At 74.5% G+C, this 21,676-nt stretch carries 7 protein-coding genes; 5 read left to right on the forward strand and 2 right to left on the reverse strand.

The window, feature by feature from the left end:
* Positions 1-105 precede the first annotated feature (105 nt).
* Both ACIBG6_RS02575 and ACIBG6_RS02580 read left to right on the forward strand, forming a co-directional pair.
* Complete coding sequence (locus ACIBG6_RS02575; RefSeq protein WP_399220634.1) at positions 106-14,478, forward strand: amino acid adenylation domain-containing protein; 14,373 nt, start codon at positions 106-108, stop codon at positions 14,476-14,478.
* Positions 14,475-14,684: an MbtH family protein gene (locus ACIBG6_RS02580; RefSeq protein WP_399220635.1), complete on the forward strand. Its 210-nt coding sequence runs from the start codon at positions 14,475-14,477 to the stop codon at positions 14,682-14,684. The genes ACIBG6_RS02575 and ACIBG6_RS02580 overlap by 4 nt, the downstream gene beginning before the upstream one ends.
* 58 nt (positions 14,685-14,742) lie before the next feature.
* Here the strand turns inward: ACIBG6_RS02580 and ACIBG6_RS02585 are convergent, their stop codons facing one another.
* Both ACIBG6_RS02585 and ACIBG6_RS02590 read right to left on the reverse strand, forming a co-directional pair.
* A complete protein-coding gene (locus tag ACIBG6_RS02585) occupies positions 14,743-16,584 on the reverse strand; it encodes an ABC transporter ATP-binding protein (protein ID WP_399220636.1) in 1,842 nt (613 codons plus the stop codon).
* 74 nt (positions 16,585-16,658) lie between these two features.
* On the reverse strand, positions 16,659-18,356 hold the full coding sequence (locus tag ACIBG6_RS02590) for an ABC transporter ATP-binding protein (protein ID WP_399220637.1): 1,698 nt from the start codon (positions 18,354-18,356) through the stop codon (positions 16,659-16,661).
* 160 nt (positions 18,357-18,516) lie between these two features.
* Between ACIBG6_RS02590 and ACIBG6_RS02595 the strand changes: the two genes are divergently transcribed.
* Genes ACIBG6_RS02595 through ACIBG6_RS02605 form a run of 3 tightly spaced genes read left to right on the forward strand, consistent with a single transcriptional unit; the run spans position 18,517 to position 21,595 of the window.
* Positions 18,517-19,584 (forward strand): FecCD family ABC transporter permease, encoded by a 1,068-nt coding sequence (locus ACIBG6_RS02595; protein ID WP_399221165.1) that lies wholly within the window; start codon positions 18,517-18,519, stop codon positions 19,582-19,584.
* Positions 19,581-20,693, forward strand: a complete 1,113-nt coding sequence (locus ACIBG6_RS02600) for a FecCD family ABC transporter permease (protein WP_399220638.1) — start codon at positions 19,581-19,583, stop codon at positions 20,691-20,693. Before ACIBG6_RS02595 ends, ACIBG6_RS02600 begins: the two co-directional genes overlap by 4 nt.
* Positions 20,690-21,595 carry an ABC transporter ATP-binding protein gene (locus tag ACIBG6_RS02605; protein WP_399220639.1) on the forward strand — a complete coding sequence of 302 codons (906 nt, stop codon included), beginning with the start codon at positions 20,690-20,692 and terminating at the stop codon, positions 21,593-21,595. Before ACIBG6_RS02600 ends, ACIBG6_RS02605 begins: the two co-directional genes overlap by 4 nt.
* Positions 21,596-21,676: the final 81 nt, after the last annotated feature.

The following is a 21,676-nucleotide window of genomic DNA, read 5'->3' on the forward strand; positions in this document are numbered from 1 at the left end:
CCACGCCGTCGGCGTTCGAGGCGCACCCCGCGCACGGAGGGGTGCCGAGCCGCGCCCGGGACCACCCCACACCGACGCACCTCCAGGGAAAGGCCACTTCGTACGATGTTTGACGTCGAGTCGGACCGGACGTCCGCTTCCGGGATCCCCCTCACCGGCGGGCAATCCGGCATCTGGCTGGCCCAGCAACTGGAGCCGGACAGCTCTGCCTACAACATCGTGTTCGCGCTCGACCTCCGCGGCGACCTCGACCTCGACCGGCTCACCACGGCCGTCCGCCGGGCCGTCGAAGAGACCGAGTGCCTGCGGGTGAACGTCGTCCCCGGGAGCGACGGACCACGCCAGACGCTCAGGGACCTCCCCGCAGACCCGGCGGACACGGCCGACGTCACCGTCGTGGACCTGCGCGCCGCCGCCGACCCCGAGGAGGCCGCCGCCGCGTGGACCGCCGCGGACCGGGACCGGCCCGTCGACCTCGCCCACGGACCGCTCACCGGCCACGGGCTGCTGCGGCTCGCCGACGACCACGTCCTGTGGGTCCAGCGCTACCACCACATCGTCATCGACGGCATGGGCGTCGCCCTCGTCACCCGGCGCGCCGGCGAGCTCTACACGGCGGCGTCGGCGGGGGAGCGGGCCCCGGCGCCCGGCGACCGCTCCCTCGCCCGCCTGGTCGCCGCCGACCACGCGTACCGCACGTCGGAACAGCACGGCGAGGACCGCGCCTGGTGGGCCGACCGCATGGCCGGCCGCACCGAGCCCGTACGCCTCGTCGAGCGCGGCGCCTCCCCGATGACCCGCCGCCTGCGGCGTACGACGGAACTCGACCCGCGGGACGTCGACCGGCTGCACGCCGCCGCCCGGACCGCGGGCGTCCGCCCGTCCCGCGTCCTCCTCGCCGCCGTCGCCGCCTACCTCCACCGCGTCAGCGGCGAGCAGGACCTCGTCCTCGGACTGCCGATCGCCGCCCGCCGGGACGAGACCTCCGCGACCGTCCCCGGCATGGTGTCCAACATCGTCCCGCTGCGCCTCGCCGTCGGGCCCGCCGTCACCGGCGCCGCGCTCGTGGCCCACGTGCGGGACGCGGTCGCCGACGCGGTCGCCCACGGCCGCTACCGCGCCGAGGACCTGGCCAGGGACCTCGGCCTCGTCGACGGCGTACCGGAGCTCGTCGGCCCCACCGTCAACGTCCTGCCGCGCCCCGAGGGCCTGCGCTTCGCGGACGGCGGAACCGAGCACGCCGCCGAACTGCGCCCGGAGTGGCTCGGGCCCGTCAGCGACCTCGCCGTCAACTTCGCCGAGACCCGGCACGGCCAGGGCCTCACCGTCCACCTCGACGCCGACGCGGACGTCTGCGACGAGGCCGCACTCGCCGACCACGAGCGCCGCTTCCTCGCCCTGCTGCACGCCTTCACAGCGGACCTCGACCGCCCCATCGGCCACCTCGACCTCACATCGGCCGCCGAACTCACCCTGGTGCTCGACGAGTTCGGCGTGGCGCCGTGCGAGTCGCCGGAACTCTCCTGGCCCGCCGCCTTCGAGCGGCAGGTCCGCCGGAGGCCCGACGCCGTCGCCCTCGTCTGCGAGGACCGCGAGCTGACCTACGCCGAGCTCAACGCCTCCGCCAACCGCCTCGCCCGCCTCCTCGCCGCCCGCGGCGTGGGCGCCGAGGACGTCGTCGGCGTGGCCCTGCCCCGCTCGCCGGAGCTCGTCGTCGCCCTGCTCGCCGTGATGAAGGCGGGCGCCGCCTACCTGCCGCTGGACGCGGACCACCCCGGCGACCGCATCGCCTACATGCTGTCCGACGCCGGGGCGCGGACCGTCCTCACCGTGCGCGACCTCGCCGGTGCACTCCCCGTGTCGGAGGGCGTCACGCACCTCCTGCTCGACGCCCCGGCGACCGCGGACGCCCTCGCCGCCCAGGACGCCACCGACCCGGGCGTCCCGGTCGTCCTCGACCAGGCCGCGTACGTCATCTACACCTCCGGCTCGACCGGACGCCCCAAGGGCGTCGTCGTCCCGCACGACGGCGTCGGCAGCCTCATCGCCACGGCGACCGAACGGATCGGCATCACCGCCGACAGCCGGGTCGTGCAGTTCGCCTCCGTCGGCTTCGACGTGACGGTCTGGGACCTGATCATGTCGCTGTGCGTCGGCGGCCGGATCATCGTCGTCCCCGCCGAGCGCCGCGTCGCCGGCCCCGCGCTCACCGACTACATCGCACACCACCGCGCCACCCACATGATCCTGCCGCCGTCGCTCGTCTCCGCGCTGCCGCAGGAGTGCGAACTCCCCACCGGAGCCGTGCTCGTCGTCGGCACCGAGGCGGTCCCGAGCGAGCTCATCGCCCGCTGGGACGGCAGGCTCCGGGTCGTCGTCGCCTACGGCCTCACCGAGGCGAGCGTCAACTCCACGCTCTGGATCGCCGAACCCGACCGGCCCGGCCCCGCGCCCATCGGCCGGCCCGACCCCAACACCCGCGCCTACGTGCTCGACACGGCACTCCGTCCGGCCCCCGCCGGCGCGGAGGGCGAGCTGTACGTGGCCGGGCGCGGCCTCGCCCGCGGCTACCTGGGCCGCCACGGACTGACCTCGGAGCGGTTCGTCGCCGATCCGTACGGCGAGCCCGGCACCCGGATGTACCGCACGGGCGACCGGGTCCGCTGGGGCGCCGACGGCAACCTGGAGTTCCTCGGCCGCGCCGACGGCCAGATCAAGATCCGCGGCCACCGGATCGAGCCCGGCGAGATCGAGAGCGCCCTGATGGCCTGCCCGGGCATCGCCCAGGCCGCCGTCCTCGCCCGCGAGGACCACCGGGGCGTGAAGCGCCTCGTCGCCTACCTGGTCGCGGAGGTGGACGGCGAGGAGGCCGAGGCCGCCGTGACGTCCGCACGCGCCCACGTGACCGACGCGCTGCCCGACCACATGGTCCCGTCGGCCGTCGTGCTCCTGGCCGGCCCGCTCCCTCTCACCCCCAACGGCAAGCTCGACGGCAAGGCGCTGCCCGAGCCCCGGTGGACGGCCATGACCGGCGCCGACACCCCGAGCACCCCGGCCGAGACCGCGCTCGCCGCGCTGTTCGCCGAGGTCCTCGGCCTGCCGTCGGTGGGCGTCCACGACAGCTTCTTCGAACTGGGCGGCGACAGCATCGTCGCCATCCAGCTCGTCAACCGCGCCCGCGAGGCCGGCCTCGCGATCACCCCGCGCGAGGTGTTCCGGAACAGGACCGTCGCCGCGCTCGCCCGGATCGCCGGCGAGACGGCCGGCGCCACGGCTCCCCCAGTGGAGCTCGACGCCGACGCGTTGCCCGTCTCCCCGCTCCAGGAAGGTTTCTTCTTCCACGCGGAGTTCGACGACCGCGCCGCCGACCTCTACGTCGTCCAGGAACTCCTCGACCTCACGGGCCCCGTCGACCCCGACCGGCTGCGCCGCGCCCTCCAACTGCTCCTCGACCGGCACCCGTTGCTGCGCGCGTCGTTCCGCCAGCTGCCCGGCGGCGAGATCGTCCAGCGGCTCGCGGACCGCGTGACCCTGCCGTGGCGGGAGGCCGACACCGCGACCACCGGACTCGACGAGCTCCTGCGCGCCGACCGCGCCGAGAGGTTCGCCCTCGACCGGCCGCCGCTGCTCCGCGCCACGCTCGTCAAGGACGGGCAGCGCCACCGGCTCCTCCTCACCCTGCACCACATCGTCGCCGACGGCTGGTCCGTCTCCGTCCTGCTCCGCGAACTGACCGCCGCGTACGAGGGCGTCACGCTCCCCGAGCCGGTCGCCCCGGAGCCGTACCTGTCCTGGCTGGCGGGCCGCGACCGGGACGCCGCGCGTGCGGCGTGGGGCGAGGCCCTCGCCGGGCTCGCGGAACCCACACGACTGCCGGAACTCTCCGCCACGGGAACCACCGAGGCACCCGCCCGCCCCGAGCACGTCGACACCCGCCTCCCCCAGGACCTCGCCGACGAGCTGACCGCCTACGCCCGCGCCCACGGCCTCACCCTGAGCACCGTCCTCCACGGCGCCTGGGGCCTCGTCCTCGGCGCGCTCACCGGCAGCCAGGACGTCGTCTTCGGCACCACCGTGTCCGGCCGCACCACGGAGGTCGCGGGCCTCGACTCCGCCGTCGGCCTCTTCATCAACACGATCCCGGCCCGGGTGACCCTGCGCGCCGACGAGACGCTCACCGACCTCCTGCGGCGCGTCCAGGACGAGCACACGGCCCTGCTCGACCACCAGCACCTCGGCCTCACCGACATCCAGCGGGTCGCGGGCGGCGGCGAACTCTTCGACACGCTCGTGGTCCTGGAGAACTACCCGACCGGCGACCGGTCCGACGGACAGGAGCCGGAGCGGCTGCGCATCACAGGTGCCGAGGTCCTCGACTCCGTGCACTACCCGCTCGCGCTCGTCGTCGAGCCGGCCGACGGCGGGCTGCTGCTGCGGTTCAAGCACGACGCGGTACGCCTCGACCAGGTGGCCGTCGCGGTCCTCGCCGGCCGGTACACGGCCCTGCTGCGGACCGTCGTGGCCGAACCCTCCCGCCTCGTCGGCCGGACCGGCCTGCTCTCCCTCCGCGAGCGGGAACACCTCACGGAACTCAACGCCACCGGGCACCCGGTTCCCGAGACGACCCTCGACGCGCTCATCGCCGCAAGGGTGGCGGACACCCCGGACGCCCCGGCCGTCGTCTTCGAGGACACCACCCTCACCTACGCGGAACTCGACCGGCGCGCCGAGGCCCTCGCGGCCCGGCTCCGCACCCACGGCGCGGGCCCCGAGCAGTACGTCGCCGTCGCGGTGCCGCGCTCGGCCGAGCTGATGGTCGCGCTCCTCGGCGTCCTCAAGGCGGGCGCCGCCTACCTGCCCGTCGACCTCGACTACCCGGCCGACCGGGTCGCGTTCATGCTCACCGACTCGGGCGCCCGCACCGTCGTGACGACCGAGGAGGCCGCCGGCCGGCTGCCCGCCGTCCCCGGCCTCGACCACGTCGTCATCGGCGCGGACGACCCGGCCGAGACCGTCCCCGCGGCAGCGGCAGCGGCAGCCCGGACCGCCGGACCCGACCACCCCGCGTACCTGATCTACACCTCGGGCTCCACCGGCCGCCCCAAGGGCGTCGCCGTCACCCACCGGGCCATCGTCAACCGGCTCGCCTGGATGCAGCACGCCTACGGGCTCACCGCCGACGACCGGGTCCTCCAGAAGACCCCGTCCAGCTTCGACGTGTCGGTGTGGGAGTTCTTCTGGGCCCTGACCGAGGGCGCGACCGTCGTCCTCGCCCGCCCCGACGGCCACCGCGACCCGGCCTACCTGGCCCGCCTGATCCGCGACCGCGCCGTCACCACGGCCCACTTCGTGCCCTCGATGCTGGCCGCGTTCACCCAGGTCATGGAGGCCGACACGGTCACCGCCGCGGACGTCCCCGACTGGGCGGCGAGCCTGCGCCGGGTGTTCTGCAGCGGCGAGGCGCTCACCGGCGCCGACGCCCGCCGCTGGCGGGACCTCACGACCGGGACCTCCCGCGACGGGCGGGGACCCGTACCCCTCCACAATCTGTACGGCCCCACCGAAGCCGCCGTCGACGTCACGTACTTCCCGTACGAGGGCGGCGACGAGCCGGCCGTGCCGATCGGCCGACCCGTGTGGAACACCCGGCTCCACGTCCTGGACCCGTTCCTGCGCCAGGTGCCCGACGGGGTGCCCGGCGAGCTGTACCTCGCGGGCGTCCAGCTGGCGCGGGCCTACCACGACCGGCCCGGGCTGACCGCCGAGCGGTTCGTCGCCGACCCCTTCGGCGAGCCCGGCACCCGGATGTACCGCACCGGCGACCTGGTGCGGCGGCGCCCCGACGGGGCGGTCGAGTACCTCGGACGCACCGACCGCCAGGTCAAGATCCGCGGCAACCGCATCGAGCTGGGCGAGATCGAGACCGCCCTCGCCGCGCTCCCCGGCGTCGCCCGGGCGGCCGTGGTCGTCCGCGACGGCGCCCTCGTCGGCTACGCCGTCCCGGCCCCCGGCGCCACCCCGGACTCCGCGGCCCTGCACGCGGGTCTCGTCGCCGCGCTCCCCGCCCCGATGGTGCCCGGCGCCGTCGTCGTCCTCACCGAACTGCCGCTGACACCCAGCGGCAAGCTCGACCAGAACGCCCTGCCGGCCCCCGAGGCAGCACCCCGGGCGGACGGACGCGCACCCCGCGACGACCGCGAGCGAGCCCTGTGCGCGATCTTCGCCGACGTCCTCGGCGTCCCGGGAATCGGCGTCGACGACGACTTCTTCGTCCTGGGCGGCGACAGCCTGACCTCGATCACCGTCGCCACCCGCGCCCGCGAGCAGGGGCTGACGCTCAGCCCGCGCGACGTGTTCGCCAGCCGCACCCCCGCCGCCCTCGCCGAGACGGCCGCGCACGCGGCCCCGGTCGAGGCCCCGGCCGACCCCACCGCACTCCAGACACCCGAGGTACCCGTGCACTCAGACGGCGTGACCGTCTCCGCCACCGACGCCGGGCAGGCCGCCGCCGCCCTCCAGGCCGTCCTGGCCCTCCAGCAGCAGTCCGGCGCGGCCGTCGACCCGGCCCTGAAGGCCCTGCTCGACCAACTGACCGCCGCCGCACCCCCGGAGCCCCCGGCCCCGGCCCCCGCCCCGGCCCCGCTGGGCGGACTCGTCCTCACCCCCGAGGAGACCGAGCGCGTCCACGCCGCCGCCGGCCTCCCCGTCGCGGACATCTGGCCGCTCTCCCCGCTCCAGGAGGGCATGTACTTCCACGCCACCTACGACGCGGGCGACGCCCTCGACGTCTACCAGTCCCAGGAGGCCCTGGACTTCGACCGCCGCGTCGACGCCGACCGGCTGCGGGCCGCCTGCCGCGCCCTCCTCGACCGCAACGCGAGCCTCCGCGCCGGATTCACCAGCGACGGCCTGCCCCGGCCCGTCCAGTTCATCGCGGACGGCGCCGAGATCCCGCTCGTCGAGGAGGACCTGACCCACCTCTCCGAGGAGCAGCAGCGGACCCGCGTGGAGGAGCTGCTCGCCGCCGACCGCCGGCAGCGCTTCGACCTGTCCGCCGCGCCGCTCTGCCGCCTGCTGCTCATCCGCCTCGGCGACGGCCGCGACCGGCTCGTCGTCACCCACCACCTCATCCTCTGGGACGGCTGGTCCGCCTGGCTGTTCCTGGAGGAGCTGTTCACGCTGTACGAGCGGGCCGGCGACGCCACCGGCCTGCCGCTGCCGGGCTCGTACCGCGACTACCTGGCCTGGCTCGACGCCCAGGACACCACCGCCGCCCTGGACGCCTGGCGCGGGACGCTCGCCGGATTCGACGAACCGACGCTCGTCGCCCCGTCCGGACGCGACGCCGGACCGGTCATCCCCGCCGACTTCGACGCCCACCTCACCCAGGAGAGCAGCGACCGGCTCCGCACCCTCGCCCGGCGCCACGGACTCACCCTGAACACCGTCCTGAACGCCGCCTGGGGCCTGGTCCTCTCGGCGATGACGGGCCGGGGGGACGTCGCCTTCGGCACGGCGGTCGCCGGCCGCCCGGCGGACGTACCGAACGTGGCCGGCATCATCGGCATGTTCCTGAACACCGTCCCCGCCCGCGTCGCCTTCGCCCCGGACGAGCCGCCGCTCGACCTGCTGCGGCGGATGCAGACCGAGCGCGCCTCCGTCATGCCGTACGAGTACGTCGGCCTGGGCACGCTCCAGCAGGAGACCGGCCACCGCCGCCTCTTCGACACCCTCTTCGTGCTCCGCTCGGCCGACGGCGAGGACCGCGCGGCGGAGCTCCGGGCGCGGCACGGCATCACCGGCGTCGCCAACGTCGACGGCACCCACTTCCCGCTGACCCTGATCGTCACGCCCGGCGCGCGGCTGCGGGTGACCCTGGCGGCCAGGCCCGACCTCTTCGACGCCGAGGCGGCCGCCACGATCCTCGACCGCTTCACGACGGTCCTCGACCGCCTGGGCGAGGCCCTCGAAGGCGGGACGCCCACCGGTACCGCCGGTGTGGACCTGCTGCTGCCGGAGGAGCGCCTCGCGCTGGAATCCGGCCGTGCGGCCACCCGCGAGGACGTGCCGGACGAGACCGTCGCCGACATGCTGACGGCCCAGGTCGCCCGTACCCCGGACGCCGTGGCGCTCGTCTTCGGCGACGTCGCCCTGACGTACGCCGAACTCGACGGGCGGATCAACCGGCTCGCCCGCCTCCTCCTCGCCCGCGGCGCCGGGCCCGAGACCGTCGTGGCGCTCGCGCTGCCCCGGTCCATCGAGATGGTGGCCGCGCTCTTCGCCGTCCTGCGGACGGGCGCCGCCTACCTGCCGCTCGACCTCGACCACCCCGCCGATCGGCTGCGCCTGATGGCCGAGGACACGGGACCGCTGTGCCTGCTGTCCACGACCGCGGTAGCCCCGACGCTGCGCGGCGAGGACGGGCCCGTCGCCCATGAACTCCTCCTCGACGATCCGGCGGTGACGGCCGAGCTGGCCGCGCTGTCCGGCGACGGGATCACCGACGCCGAGCGGCCCGCGTTCGCCCGCGGGGTGCCGGACCGCCTCGAACACCCCGCGTACGTCATCTACACCTCCGGCTCCACCGGCCGCCCCAAGGGTGTCGTCACCCCCTACCGGGGTCTGACGAACATGCAGCTCAACCACCAGAAGGAGATCTTCGACCCGGCCATCGCCTCGGCCGGCGGACGACGCCTGCGGATCGCGCACACCGTCTCCTTCGCCTTCGACATGTCCTGGGAGGAGCTGCTCTGGCTCGTCGAGGGCCATGAGGTCCACGTCTGCGACGAGGAGCTCCGCCGCGACGCCGAAGCCTTGGTCGCGTACTGCGACGAGCACCGCGTCGACGTCGTCAACGTGACGCCCACCTATGCCCAGCTCCTCATCGAGGAGGGCCTCCTCGACCGCGACGACGCCTCGGGGCGGCACCGGCCGGCCCTGGTCCTGCTCGGTGGCGAGGCCGTCTCCGACACCGTCTGGACCCGCCTGCGCGACACCGACGACACGTACGGATACAACCTGTACGGCCCGACCGAATACACGATCAACACCCTCGGCGGCTCCACCACCGACAGCGCGACGCCGACCGTCGGCAGGCCCATCCGCAACACCCGCGCCCACGTCCTCGACACGATGCTGCGCCCCGTTCCGCCGGGCTGTCCCGGCGAGCTGTACATCGCCGGCACGGGCCTCGCCCGCGGCTACCACGACCGCGCGGGCCTCACGGCCGAGCGGTTCGTCGCCGACCCGTTCGGCGAGCCCGGCGAACGCATGTACCGCACGGGCGACCTCGTACGGCAGCGCCCCGACGGCCTGCTCGACTTCCTCGGCCGCACCGACGACCAGGTGAAGATCCGCGGCTACCGCATCGAACTCGGCGAGATCTCCACGGCCCTGTCCGGGCACCCGGAGGTCGCCCACGCCGCCGTGGTGGTCCACGAGGCCGCCGGCACCAAGCGGCTGGTGGGCTACGTCGTACGGGAGGAGGGCGCCGATCCCGTCGAGGAGACCCTCGTCCAGCGGCTGCGCGAGCACCTGAAGGCCGGCCTGCCCGACTACATGGTCCCGTCCGCGCTGGTCACCGTGGCCACCCTGCCGCTGACCGTCAACGGCAAGCTGGACGTCAGGGCCCTGCCCGCACCCGACTTCGCCGGCACGGGCGAGACCCGGGCGCCGCGCACGCCGCAGGAGGAGACGCTCTGCGCGCTGTTCGCGGAGGTCCTCGGCCTCGCCGAGGGCAGCGTCGGCATCGACAGTGACTTCTTCGACCTGGGCGGGCACTCGCTCCTCGCCACCCGGCTCGTCAGCCGCGCCCGCACCGCCCTCGACGCCGAACTCGCGATCCGCGACCTGTTCGAGGCGCCCACCGTCGCCGAGCTCGTGGAGCGCGCGGCCGCCTCGCGCGGCCCGGCCCGCCCGGCCCTGACGGCACTCACGGCCGCCGAACGGCCCGACGAACTGCCGCTCTCGCACGCCCAGCAGCGCCTGTGGGTCATCCAGCAGATCGAGTGCACCTCGGCCGCGTACAACTTCCCGCTCGTCATGCGCCTGCGCGGCGCCTTCGACCGCGAGGCCTGGTGCGCCGCCCTCGCCGACGTGACCGCCCGCCACGAGGCGCTCCGCACGGTCTTCGCCGAGCGCGAGGGCCAGGCGTTCCAGCGGGTCCTGCCCGCCGGCGTCCTGCCCGCCGTCGAGCACCTGCGCGCCACCGAGGACGAGGTCCCCGGCATCGTCGACGCCGCCGTCCGGCGGCCCTTCGACCTCTCCGGCGAACTGCCGATCCGCGCCACGATCGTGGAGGTCGCGCCCGACGACCACGTCGTCGCGCTGCTCCTGCACCACATCACCACCGACGAGTGGTCCGACCGCCCCTTCCTGCGAGACCTGACCACCGCCTACACGGCCCGCCTCGACGGCGCCGCCCCCGACTGGGAGCCGCTGCCCGTCCAGTACGCCGACTACGCCCTCTGGCAGCGGCGCCTCCTGGGCGACCCGGCCGACCCGGACAGCCTCGCGGCCCGGCAGCTGGAGCACTGGAGCACGACCCTCGCCGGCGCCCCCGAGGAGCTGGAGCTGCCCACCGACCGGCCGCGGCCCGCCCGCCCGGCGTTCACCGGGGGCGAGCTGGACATCACGTTCGACCGGACGGTCCACGAGGGACTCAAGCGGCTCGCCCGCGAGACCGGCGCCAGCATGTTCATGGTGGCCCACGCGGCCGTCGCCGCCCTGCTGCACCGGCTCGGCGCGGGCACCGACATCCCTCTCGGCGCACCCATCGCCGGTCGGGGCGACGAAGCCCTGGACGAGCTCGTCGGCTTCTTCGTCAACACGCTGGTGCTGCGGACGGACCTCGCGGGAGACCCCAGCTTCACCGAGCTGCTCGCCCGGGTCCGGGAGACCGACCTGGCCGCGTTCTCCCACGCCGACGTCCCCTTCGAGTCGGTCGTGGAGAAGCTCAACCCCACCCGCTCCCTCTCCCGGAACCCGCTGTTCCAGGTGATGGTCGGCTACCACGCCCGCACCGACGACGAGCTGCGGCTGCCCGGACTCCGCGCCGACTACGTCCCGTACGGGATCGGCACCGCGAAGTTCGACCTCGTGTTCAGCTTCACGGAGCGGACATCCGTCGAGGGCGCCGGTGGTTCCGACTCCCTAGGCTGCCGCCTGGAGTTCGCCACCGAACTCTTCGACCGGCAGACCGCCGAGCTCGTCGCCGACCGCCTCCGCAGGCTTGTCGCGGCCTTCGTCGCCGCCCCCGACCAACCCGTGTCGCGCGCGGAGATCCTCTCCGCCGAGGAACGCCGGCTGGTCCTCGAAGGCTTCAACGGCGCGCCCCGCGAGGTCGACGAGGAGACCCTGCCGGCGCTCTTCGCCCGCTGGGTCGCCGAGCGCCCGGACGCCGTCGCCGTCGTCGAGCGCTCCCGGTCGGTGACGTACGCCCAGCTCGACGCCCGCGCCGACCGCGTCGCCCGGCTGCTCACCGCCCGCGGTGTCGGCGCCGAGAGCGTCGTCGGCGTGGCCGTGCCGCGCTCGGTCGACATGATCGCGACGGTCCTCGCCGCGCTGAAGCTGGGCGCCGCCTTCCTGCCGCTCGACCTCGTCCACCCGGGCGACCGCCTCACGTACATGATCGAGAACTCGGGCGCGGCCGTCGTCGTCGGCACCGAGCCCGTCGCCGGGAAGATCCCCGACGTGCCGGGCGTCCCGGTGCTCCTGCTCGACGCCCCGGACATCGCGGCCGAGCTGGACGCGCTGCCCGCGACGCCGCCGCCCGGCGGCCCGGTCGGCCTGCACCAGGCCGCGTACGTCATCTACACCTCCGGCTCCACCGGCCGGCCCAAGGGCGTCGTCGTCCCGCACGAGGGCATCGCCAGCCTCGTCGCCACCGCCGTCGACCGGATGGGCCTCGCACACGACAGCCGCGTCCTCCAGTTCGCGTCCATCGGCTTCGACGTCTTCGCCTTCGAGCTCGCCATGGCGCTCTGCCACGGCGGACGGCTCGTCCTCATCACCGACGAGGCCAGGGTCGCGGGCCCCGCGCTCACCGACTTCCTCGCGGACCAGCGGATCACCCACATGATCCTGCCGCCGTCCCTCGTCTCGGCGCTGCCCCCGGGCTGCGCCCTGCCGGAGGGCTCGACCGTCCTCGTCGGCACCGAGACCGTGCCGCCGGACCTCTTCGAGCGGTTCGGCGCCACCGCGCACCTGATCTGCGCGTACGGACTCACCGAGGCGACCGTCAACTCGACGCTGTGGCCCGCCCGCGAGCACGGCGGCCGGGCCGCCGGCCGGGTGCCGATCGGCCGCCCCGACCCCAACACCCGCTGCTACGTCCTCGACGAGCACCTGCGGCCGGTGCCGCCCGGTGTCGTCGGCGAGCTGTACGTCGCCGGGCGCGGCCTCGCCCGGGGCTACCTCGGGCAGGCGGGGCTCACCTCGGAGCGGTTCGTCGCCGACCCGTTCGGCGCGCCCGGCAGCCGCATGTACCGCACGGGCGACCGCGCCCGCTGGCGCTCCGACGGCAACCTCGACTTCCTCGGCCGGGTCGACACCCAGGTGAAGATCCGCGGCTTCCGCATCGAACTGGGCGAGATCGAGGCCGCGCTCGCCAGTCACCCGTCCGTCGCCCAGGCCGCCGTCCTGCCCGACCGCGACGGCGACATCGTCCGGCTCGTCGGCTACGCCGTACCCGAGACCGGGGACGGCCGGCCCGGCGAACTCGACCCGCAGGAACTGCGCGCCCATGTCGCCGGCCAGCTGCCCGAGTACATGGTCCCCGCCCTCGTCGTCGCCCTCGACGGCCCGCTGCCGCTCACGCCCAACGGCAAGCTCGACCACAAGGCGCTGCCCGCGCCGCAGTGGACCGCGATGACCGGCGACGCCCACCCGGCGACCCCGACCCAGGCCCGGCTCGCCGAGCTGTTCTGCGAGATCCTCAAGCTGGACGCCGTCGGCGTCCACGACAGCTTCTTCGCGCTCGGCGGCCACTCCATGGCGTCGATGCGGCTCCTCGGCCGGATCCGCGCCGAGTTCGGCGTCGAGCTGAGCATCCGGGACGTCTTCGACGCCCTGACCGTCGCCGGCATCGCCGGCAAACTGGACGGCGCGACCGCCGCCCGCCCCGCCCTGCGCCCCGCGCCGCGGGACGCCGGTCTTGACGGCGACCTTCAGGTGGCCCCCGTCCAGCAGTGGCAGTGGGACGCGTACCGGCGGAGCCCCGGCTTCGACCACGCGCTCGTGCTGCGCTCGCCCGGCGGACTCGACGAGGACGCCCTCGCCACCGCGCTCGCCGACGTGACGGCCCGCCACGAACCGCTGCGCACGGCCTTCGCCGCGCAGCCCGACGGGACGGTGCTCCGGCGGGCCGCCGAGGCGCCGGCCCCGACCTCGGAGCACTGCGCGGACCTGGACGCCCGACTGGCCGAACTGGCCGGACAGGCACCGGACCTGGAGCGGGAACCCGCGCTGCGCGTCCGGCTGCTCACCGGCCCGGACGGGGCCCAGGCGGTCCTGCTGACCATGCACTACCTGGCCGTGGACGAATGGTCCGTGGTCCCGCTCCTCCGCGACCTCACCACGGCCTACGGAGCGCGGACCGCCGGCCGGGCGCCCGACTGGGAGCCGCTCCCCGTCTCCTACGCCGACTACACCCGCTGGGCGCGCGAGGTCCTCGGCGACCTCGACGACCCGGACAGCCGGGGCGCCCGCCAACTGGCCTACTGGCACCGGACGCTCAGGGAGGCACCGCGCGAACTGGCCCTGCCGGCCGACGTCCCCGCACCCCGGACCGAGGGGCACACCGGCCGCGGGCCGGCGACCGGGATCGTCGAGTTCGTCCTCGACGAGCAGCTCCACGCCGACGTGGACCGGCTCGCGCGGGCCACCGGCACCAGCATGTTCATGGTCCTGCACTCGGCGCTCGCCGCCGTGCTCACCGCCCACGGCGCGGGCACCGACCTGCCCATCGGCACCATGGTCGCCGGGCGCACCGACGACCGGCTCGCCGACCTCGTCGGCTGCTTCTTCAACACGGTCCTGCTGCGCACCGACACGGCGGGCGACCCGACCTTCGCCGAACTGCTCGGCCGCGTACGGGAGACCACGCTCAGCGCCCTCGACCGGCAAGACGTCCCCTTCGACGCGGTCGTCCGGACGGCCGGTCTGCGGCCGGAGGGCCCGCAGGTGATGGTGATCCACCACGAGCAGGCCGACCTCGACCGGCTGGAGGGCGGCGTGGGCACCCTCCAGGCCGTCCCGACCGGCTCGACACGGGCGGAGCTGACGCTCTCCTTCTACGAGCCGCGCGGCGACGGGCCCGTGCACTGCGGCATCATCCACGCCCACCAGCGGATCGGCGCCGCCAAGGCCCGCCGGATCGCCGAGGAACTCCAGACCCTGCTGCGCACGGTGACAGCCGACTCCGAGTTGCCGCTGTCCGAACTGTTCGACGTCACATCCACGAGGAGTGAGAACGCATGACGACCAACCCCTTCGAGGACCCGCAGGGCCGCTTCTGGGTCCTGGCCAACGAGGAGAACCAGCACTCGCTGTGGCCCTCCTTCGCCGCCGTACCCGCCGGCTGGCGGACCGTCTTCGGCGAGGACACCCGGGAAGCGTGCCTGGCGTACGTGGAGTCCCACTGGACCGACCTGCGCCCGGCGAGCCTCGTGGCCCGGCAGGGCTGAGCAACGAAGGAGGGGCGTCACGACGATCCGTCGTGACGCCCCTCCTTCGTTCTCCCCGTCAGAGAGCCGGCGAGACGGGCAACTCGGCGGCGGATTCGGAGCCGGAGGCCGGCTTCGGCACCTTGTCCGCGGGCTGCCGACGGCTGTCGGACCACGCGGCCCAGAGGTCGGCGTACCGGCCGCCCGCAGCGATCAGCTCCTCGTGGGTGCCGTTCTCCACGACCCGCCCCCTGTCCAGGACGACGACCCGGTCGGCCGTCGCGGCCTGCGGGAGACGGTGGGCCACCATCATGCCCGTACGGCCCTCGAGGGCCCGCGCCGCGGCGTCCTCCAGGACGCGCGCGCCCGCGCTGCCCGCGTCGGCCGTCGCCTCGTCGAGGATGGCGATCGGCGGATCGGCGAGCACCAGCCGGGCCAGCGCGAGATGCTGCGCCTGCGTCACCGTCAGCCGGTGCCCGCCCTCGCCGACGACCGTGGCCAGGCCCTCGGGCAGCGCCTCCGCCCACTCCAGGGCACCCACCCGGTCCAGGGCCGCGCGGAGCTCGTCGTCACCGGCGCCGGGCCGGGCGAGCCGCAGGTCCTCGGCGAGCGGCCCGGCGAAGACGTGCACCTCCTGGCTGATGAGGGTCACCGCGCGGCGGACCCCGGCCGGACCCAGCTTCCCCACGGGCACCCCGCCGAGCGTGATCGAGCCCGACGTCGGCTCGTGGACCCCGGCGATGACCTTGGCGAGGGTCGTCTTGCCCGCCCCGCTCGCGCCGACCAGGGCGACCCGCTCCCCGCCGTGCACGGTGAGGTCGACCTCGTGCAGCACCGGAGCCCCGGTGCCGTACGCGTGACCGAGCGCCGACACCGTGACGGAACCGTCCACGGGCGCGTCGGCCTCCTCCGGCTCGGACTCCGCGGGAAGGGCCGAGACCCCCACCAGACGGGCGAAGCTCGCACCCGCGGACTGCGCGTCGTCCAGGAGGTACAGCGTGGCGTTGATCGGGTTGAAGAGGCTGTGGAAGTACAGCGCGGCCGCGGTGGCCGTACCGATGCTGACCGAGCCGCCGTCGACCAGCACGAAGCCGGTGGCGAGCATCGCGGCGAGGCCGATGAACTCGGCGAGGTTCAGCCGGGAGAAGAAGCCCGTGACGAGGTGGATGCCCCGCAGGCCGAGGTCGCGCGCGGCCCCCGACCGGTCCTCCAGGAGCCCGGTGTGCGTGGAGCCGAGCCGGAAGGCGCGCACGGTCCGCGCGCCGCCGACGCTGTCGAGCAGCTGGTGCTGCAACGCCCCGGTGGCGATGCGGTGCTCGCCGTACACGGGGGAGGAGCGGCGCATGTACCAGCGGACGGAGAACACCTGCACCGGCGCGGCGAGGAGCGCCGCGAGCAGGAACCGCCAGTCGAGCACGGCGAGTCCCGCGAAGGTGAGCACGATGGTGAGCGCGGACCGGCTGAACTCGGGCAGGGCCTGCCGCACCGACTTCGCGATCATGCTGACATCGCTCGTCACCCGGGACACGAGGTCGCCGGAGCCGGCCGCCTCGACCCGTTCGAGCGGCAGCCGCAGCGCCCGCTCGATGAACTGCTCGCGCAGCGCGGCGAGCACGGTCTCGCCGAGCCGGGCCACGAGCGTGCTGCCGACGGCGGCGGCGGCGCCGCGCGCCACGGCGACGGCGATGAGCAGGACGAGCGGCAGCGTCAGGGCCTGGGAACCCCGCTGCTCCACCACCAGGTCGACGATGTGCCCGAGCAGGGGTGCCGTCAGCAGCCCGATGGCCGTGCCGGCGACCAGGACGGTGATCGCGGCCACGGCCAGGAGCCGGTGGCCGTGGAGCATGGTGCGGAGCGCCGCCATGGACTCGGCGCCGGTGGCGGTCGGCAGGAGCGCGCGGTCCGGGCTGCTTCCGGTCATGGTCTGTTCCGTCTCCTTGGGCGGTGTCGTACCCGGCGTCGTACCCGGTGTCGTACCTGGTGCCTCGTCGGCCGTCATGCGAGCACCGCCGCGCGGTACGTCTCGTCGGCGGCGAGGAGGTCGTTGTGGTGGCCGTCGGCGCGTACGGCGCCGTCCTCCAGGACCACCACCCGGTCGGTCACCGCGAGGAGCGCGGGACTGGTGGTGACGAGGACGGTCGTACGGCCCCGGCGGACCTCCCGCAGCTCGCGCGCGATCCGCGACTCGGTGACGGTGTCGACGGCGGTCGTCGGATCGTGCAGGACGAGGACGGGCCGGTCGGCGGCGAGCGCCCGGGCGAGCGCCACCCGCTGGCGCTGGCCGCCGGAGAGGGACCGGCCGCGCTCGGCGAGGAGGGTGTCCACACCGTCGGGGAGCAGCTGGGCCACGTCGTCGGCGGCCGAGGCCGCGAGGGCGCTCTCGACCGCGGCCGCGTCGCCGTCGGCCCCGGACCGTACGTTGTCGAGGAGGGTGCTCTCGAACAGGTCCGCGTCGTGGTGGGCGACCAGGACCACCCGGCGCAGCGCGTCGGGGTCGAGCCCGGTCAGCGGTACGCCGTCGAGCTCGACCGTGCCCTCGGCGGGGTCCTTCTCCCGGGCCAGGCAGAGCAGCAGGTCGGCGGCGGCCGCCGGATCCCTGGTGACGATGCCGGTCAGGCTGCCTGCGGGCAGGTCGAGGTCCACTCCGCGCAGGGCGCCGAGCGCCACTCCGCGCAGCGCGAGGTGCCCGGCGGCCGGGTCGGCCGGGACCGCCTCGCCGCCCTCGACGGTGACGGGCGAGGCCAGCACCTCCGCGATGCGCTTGGCGGAGGCCCGCCCCTGGGCGAGTTCGGCGTTGACGTAGGTGAGCAGCTGGAACGGCCCGAGGAGGAACTGCGCCAGGCCCACGGCCGCCACCAGTTCACCGACGCTGATGCTGCCGTCCATGGCGAGGTAGGCGCCCACCAGGCCGATCACGGCGATGAAGACGCCGGTCAGGGCGAGGACCGCGCCCTCGTGCCCGGCCCGGCTGCGGGCCGCGCGCAGGGCGGCGGCCAGCGAGTCCTGGCTCGTGGTGCGGTAGCGGGCGACGGCCGCCGACTCGGCGCCCATGCCCTTGAGGACCCGCAGCCCGGCGACGAGGTCGGCGGCGACGCCCGAGGCGTGGGCGGCGCGCTCCTGCTCGGTCTCGCTGCGCCGTTCGAGCGGCCGGCTGATGCGGTGCCCGAGCCAGAGCAGGGGCGGGATGCCGAGCAGGACCAGCAGGCCGAGCGGCACGGAGATCCTGAGCAGGGCGACGGCGCTGATCACGAGGGCCGCGATCGCCGACACCCCGTAGGCGATGGCGCCCGCCACCGAGCCCACCCGGCGGGCGTCGTTGGTGGCGATGCTGGTGAGGGCGCCGGGGAGCCGGTTCGTCTCGGAGCCGCCCCGGGGGTCGAGCACGCGCCCGGCCAGCTCCATCCGGAGCCGGTGCGCGGCGTGCTCGCCCGCGCCCTCGGTGATCCGCGCGCTCGTGCGGTAACACGTCGAGAGGACGAGGAAGAGGACCGCGAGGACGACGAGCCAGCGCAGCAGGGACGCGGAGGAGCCGGTCGCCACGGCCGAGTCGATGATGAGGCCGATGACCACCGGGATCAGGGCCTCGCAGCCTTGGTGGGTCATGCCGAGCAGGGACGCCGCGATGATGCGCGGGCGCTGTCCTCTGATCGCTCGACCGAGGACAAGTGCCCCTGTCGGTACGCCCGTTGGCATGTGACTCCTCCACGGAGACGTAGATAATGGTTAGGTAAGCCTACTCTGACCGTACGGCGCGTTGACCGGCCGTTTGCGTTCGGGTTAGCCTCACCTAAGTATCGACTCGCCAGTCCGTGCGTCGAGGGCCCGCCCCACACGCCAACTGCCGTCAGGGGAGCTGTCGTTGTCCGTCCAGTCCCGCGAAAGAGTCGGGAAGGCCGTCGACGCCGCACCCCGGTCGGGCCGTACCGGGGCGACGCTCCGGAGCCTCGGCCTGCTGGTCGGCGTCGCCGCACTCGTCCTCGTCTCCCTCCTCAGCATCTGGGTCGGCACCCGGGGCATCCCCTTCACCGCCACCTGGAACGTCCTGTGGAACCCCGACGGGTCGGAGACGTCGGTGATCATCCATGACTACCGCATCCCCCGGACCCTCCTCGGCATGCTCGTCGGCATGGCGCTCGGCCTCGCCGGCGCCCTCATGCAGGCCCTGACCCGCAATCCGCTCGCCGACCCCGGCATGCTCGGCGTCAACCTCGGGGCCTCCGCCGGCGTGGTGGTCGCCATCGCCTTCTTCGGTATCGCGGCCCCCCTCGGCTACGTGTGGTTCGCCCTCGCGGGCGCCGCCGCCGCGTCCGTCGGGGTCTTCCTGCTCGGCTCCTCCGGCCGCAAGCTCGCCTCACCCGAGCGGCTCGTCGTCGCCGGCGCCGCCGTCACCGCCGTCCTGTACGCCTTCAACTGGGCGATCCTGCTGCTCAACCCCCGGGCCTTCGACCAGTTCCGCTTCTGGACCGTGGGCTCCCTCGCGGGCCGCTACTACGACGTCGTCCTGATGGCCCTGCCGTTCATCGCGGTCGGCCTGGTCATCGCCCTCGTCCTCGCGCCCTCGCTCAACGCCCTGGCCATGGGCGACCAGATGGGGCGGGCCCTCGGCGTGAACGTCGGCCGGACCCGCGCCCTCGGCGCCGTCGCCGTGATGCTGCTGTGCGGCGCCGCGACCGCCGCCGCCGGACCGATCGGCTTCGTGGGGCTCGCCGTCCCGCACGTCGCCCGCTTCGTCGTCGGCCCCGACCAGCGGTGGGTGTTCGCGTACTCGATGCTCATCGCCCCCGTCCTCCTCGTCGGCTCCGACGTCCTCGGCCGGATCCTCGGCGCCCCCGGCGAGGTCCAGGTCGGCATCGTCACCGCCTTCATCGGAGCCCCCCTCTTCATCGCCCTGTGCCGCCGCCGAAAGCTGGTCATGCTGTGACTGCCGTACGGGAGGCGAAGGCCTCCGGACCCCCGACCGGCTCCGAGGGCGGGCCCGCCCCGTCACGCGTCGTCAGTGGCCGGGTCGTCCGTACGCCCTCGGGGGCCGTCTCCGTGCTCGTCCGGGGCCGGACCGTCGCCGTCACCGCCGCCCTCCTCGCCGCGCTCCTCGCCGTCGCCGGCGTCACCCTCACCACCGGCGACTTCGACCTCACCGTCGGAGAGGTCCTCCAGGCGCTCACCGGCAACGGAACGGGCATCGCCGACTTCGTCGTCAACACCCTGCGCATGCCCCGGCTCCTGACCGCCCTGTTCGTCGGCGCCGCCCTCGCCGTCAGCGGGGCCATCCTCCAGAGCATCACGGGCAACCCCCTCGGCAGCCCCGACATCATCGGCTTCACCAACGGCTCCGCCGTGGGCGCGCTCGTCGTCATCGTCGTCCTCCACGGCGGCATGATGCAGATCGCGCTCGGCGCGCTGATCGGCGGTCTCGCCACCGCCCTCGCCGTCCACCTCCTCATGCTCGGCCGGGGCATCCAGGGGTTCCGGCTGGTCGTCGTCGGCATCGGCGTCAGCGCCCTGCTCCTCGCCGTCAACTCGTACCTGATCACCCGGGCGACCTTCCAGGAGGCCCTGGAGGCCCAGGCCTGGCTCATCGGCAGCCTGGGCAACCGGCTCTGGACACACGCCAACGCCATCGGCATCGCCGTCGCCGTCCTGCTGCCGCTCGCCTTCTTCCTCTCCCGCCGCCTCTCCATGGTGGAGATGGGCGACACCACCGCGATGGCCCTCGGCGTCGACGTGGCACGCACCCGCACCCTGCTCCTCGTCATCAGCGTCGCCCTCGCCGCCTTCGCCACCGCCGTCACCGGCCCCATCTGGTTCGTGGCCCTGGCCGCTCCCCAGGTGGCCCGCAAGCTGACCCGCTCCTCCGGGCCCGCCCTGCTGCCGTCCGCCCTCATGGGCGCGGTCATGCTCGCCCTCAGCGACCTCGCCGTGCAGCGGCTCTTCGCCCCCGCGCTCCTGCCCGTGGGCACGGCGACCGGCTGCGTCGGCGGGCTCTACCTCATCTGGCTACTGGTCACCGAGTCGCGAAAGAGCCGCGCATGACAACGACAGCGAAGCGTCCGACGACAGAGAACCGTCCGACCACGGAGAACCGTCCGACGGACCGTCCGGCCTCCCGCCTGCGCGCCGAGAACCTGACCCTCTCCTACGACCAGCGGACCGTGGCCACCGACCTCGGCGTCGACATCCCCGACCACTCGTTCACCGTGATCATCGGCCCGAACGCCTGCGGCAAGTCCACGCTCCTCACCGCCCTCGCCCGGATGCTCAAGCCCCGCGCCGGACAGGTCTACCTCGACGGCCGCGCCATCGGCTCGTACCGCTCGCGCGAGGTCGCCCGCCGCCTCGGACTGCTCCCGCAGTCCTCCACCGCCCCCGGCGGCATCACGGTCGGCGACCTCGTCGCCCGTGGCCGCTACCCGCACCAGGGCATGCTCAAGCAGTGGTCCGCCGACGACGAGACGGCCGTCGTCGAGGCGATGCGGCAGACCGGCGTCCTCGAACTCGCCGACCGGCCCGTCGACGACCTCTCCGGCGGCCAGCGCCAGCGCGTGTGGCTGTCCATGGTCCTGGCGCAGCAGACCTCGATCCTCCTCCTCGACGAGCCGACGACCTTCCTCGACATCGCCCACCAGGTCGAGGTCCTCGACCTGTGCGCCGAACTCCACGCCCGCGAGGGCCACACGATCGTGGCGGTCCTCCACGACCTCAACCAGGCCTGCCGCTACGCCACGCACCTCATCGTGATGCGGCCCGGCGGCGTCATCGCGGCCGAGGGCGACCCGTCGACCGTCATGACCGCCGAGCTGGTCGAGGACGTGTTCGGCCTGCCCTGCCGGATCATCGACGACCCGGAGACGGGGACGCCCCTGATGGTGCCGGCGGCGCCCAAGCGGTACGCGCCCACGTCCACCGGCGCCAACGTCCTGGCCGAGACCTCCTGACGCCGACCGACGCCGACGACGCCGACTGACTCCGACCGACTGCGACTGACTCCGACGACGAACCGGACGGACCGCCCATGC

It is taken from the genome of Streptomyces sp. NPDC050842 (assembly GCF_044456565.1).
Lineage (GTDB): Bacteria > Actinomycetota > Actinomycetes > Streptomycetales > Streptomycetaceae > Streptomyces.

Bases quoted from the DNA above. Each gene is read 5' to 3' on its own strand.
- ACIBG6_RS02575 (WP_399220634.1), top strand. From the start codon at position 106: ATGTTTGACGTCGAGTCGGACCGGACGTCCGCTTCCGGGATCCCCCTC.
- ACIBG6_RS02580 (WP_399220635.1), top strand. From the start codon at position 14,475: ATGACGACCAACCCCTTCGAGGACCCGCAGGGCCGCTTCTGGGTCCTG.
- ACIBG6_RS02585 (WP_399220636.1), bottom strand. From the start codon at position 16,584: ATGACCGGAAGCAGCCCGGACCGCGCGCTCCTGCCGACCGCCACCGGC.
- ACIBG6_RS02590 (WP_399220637.1), bottom strand. From the start codon at position 18,356: ATGCCAACGGGCGTACCGACAGGGGCACTTGTCCTCGGTCGAGCGATC.
- ACIBG6_RS02605 (WP_399220639.1), top strand. From the start codon at position 20,690: ATGACAACGACAGCGAAGCGTCCGACGACAGAGAACCGTCCGACCACG.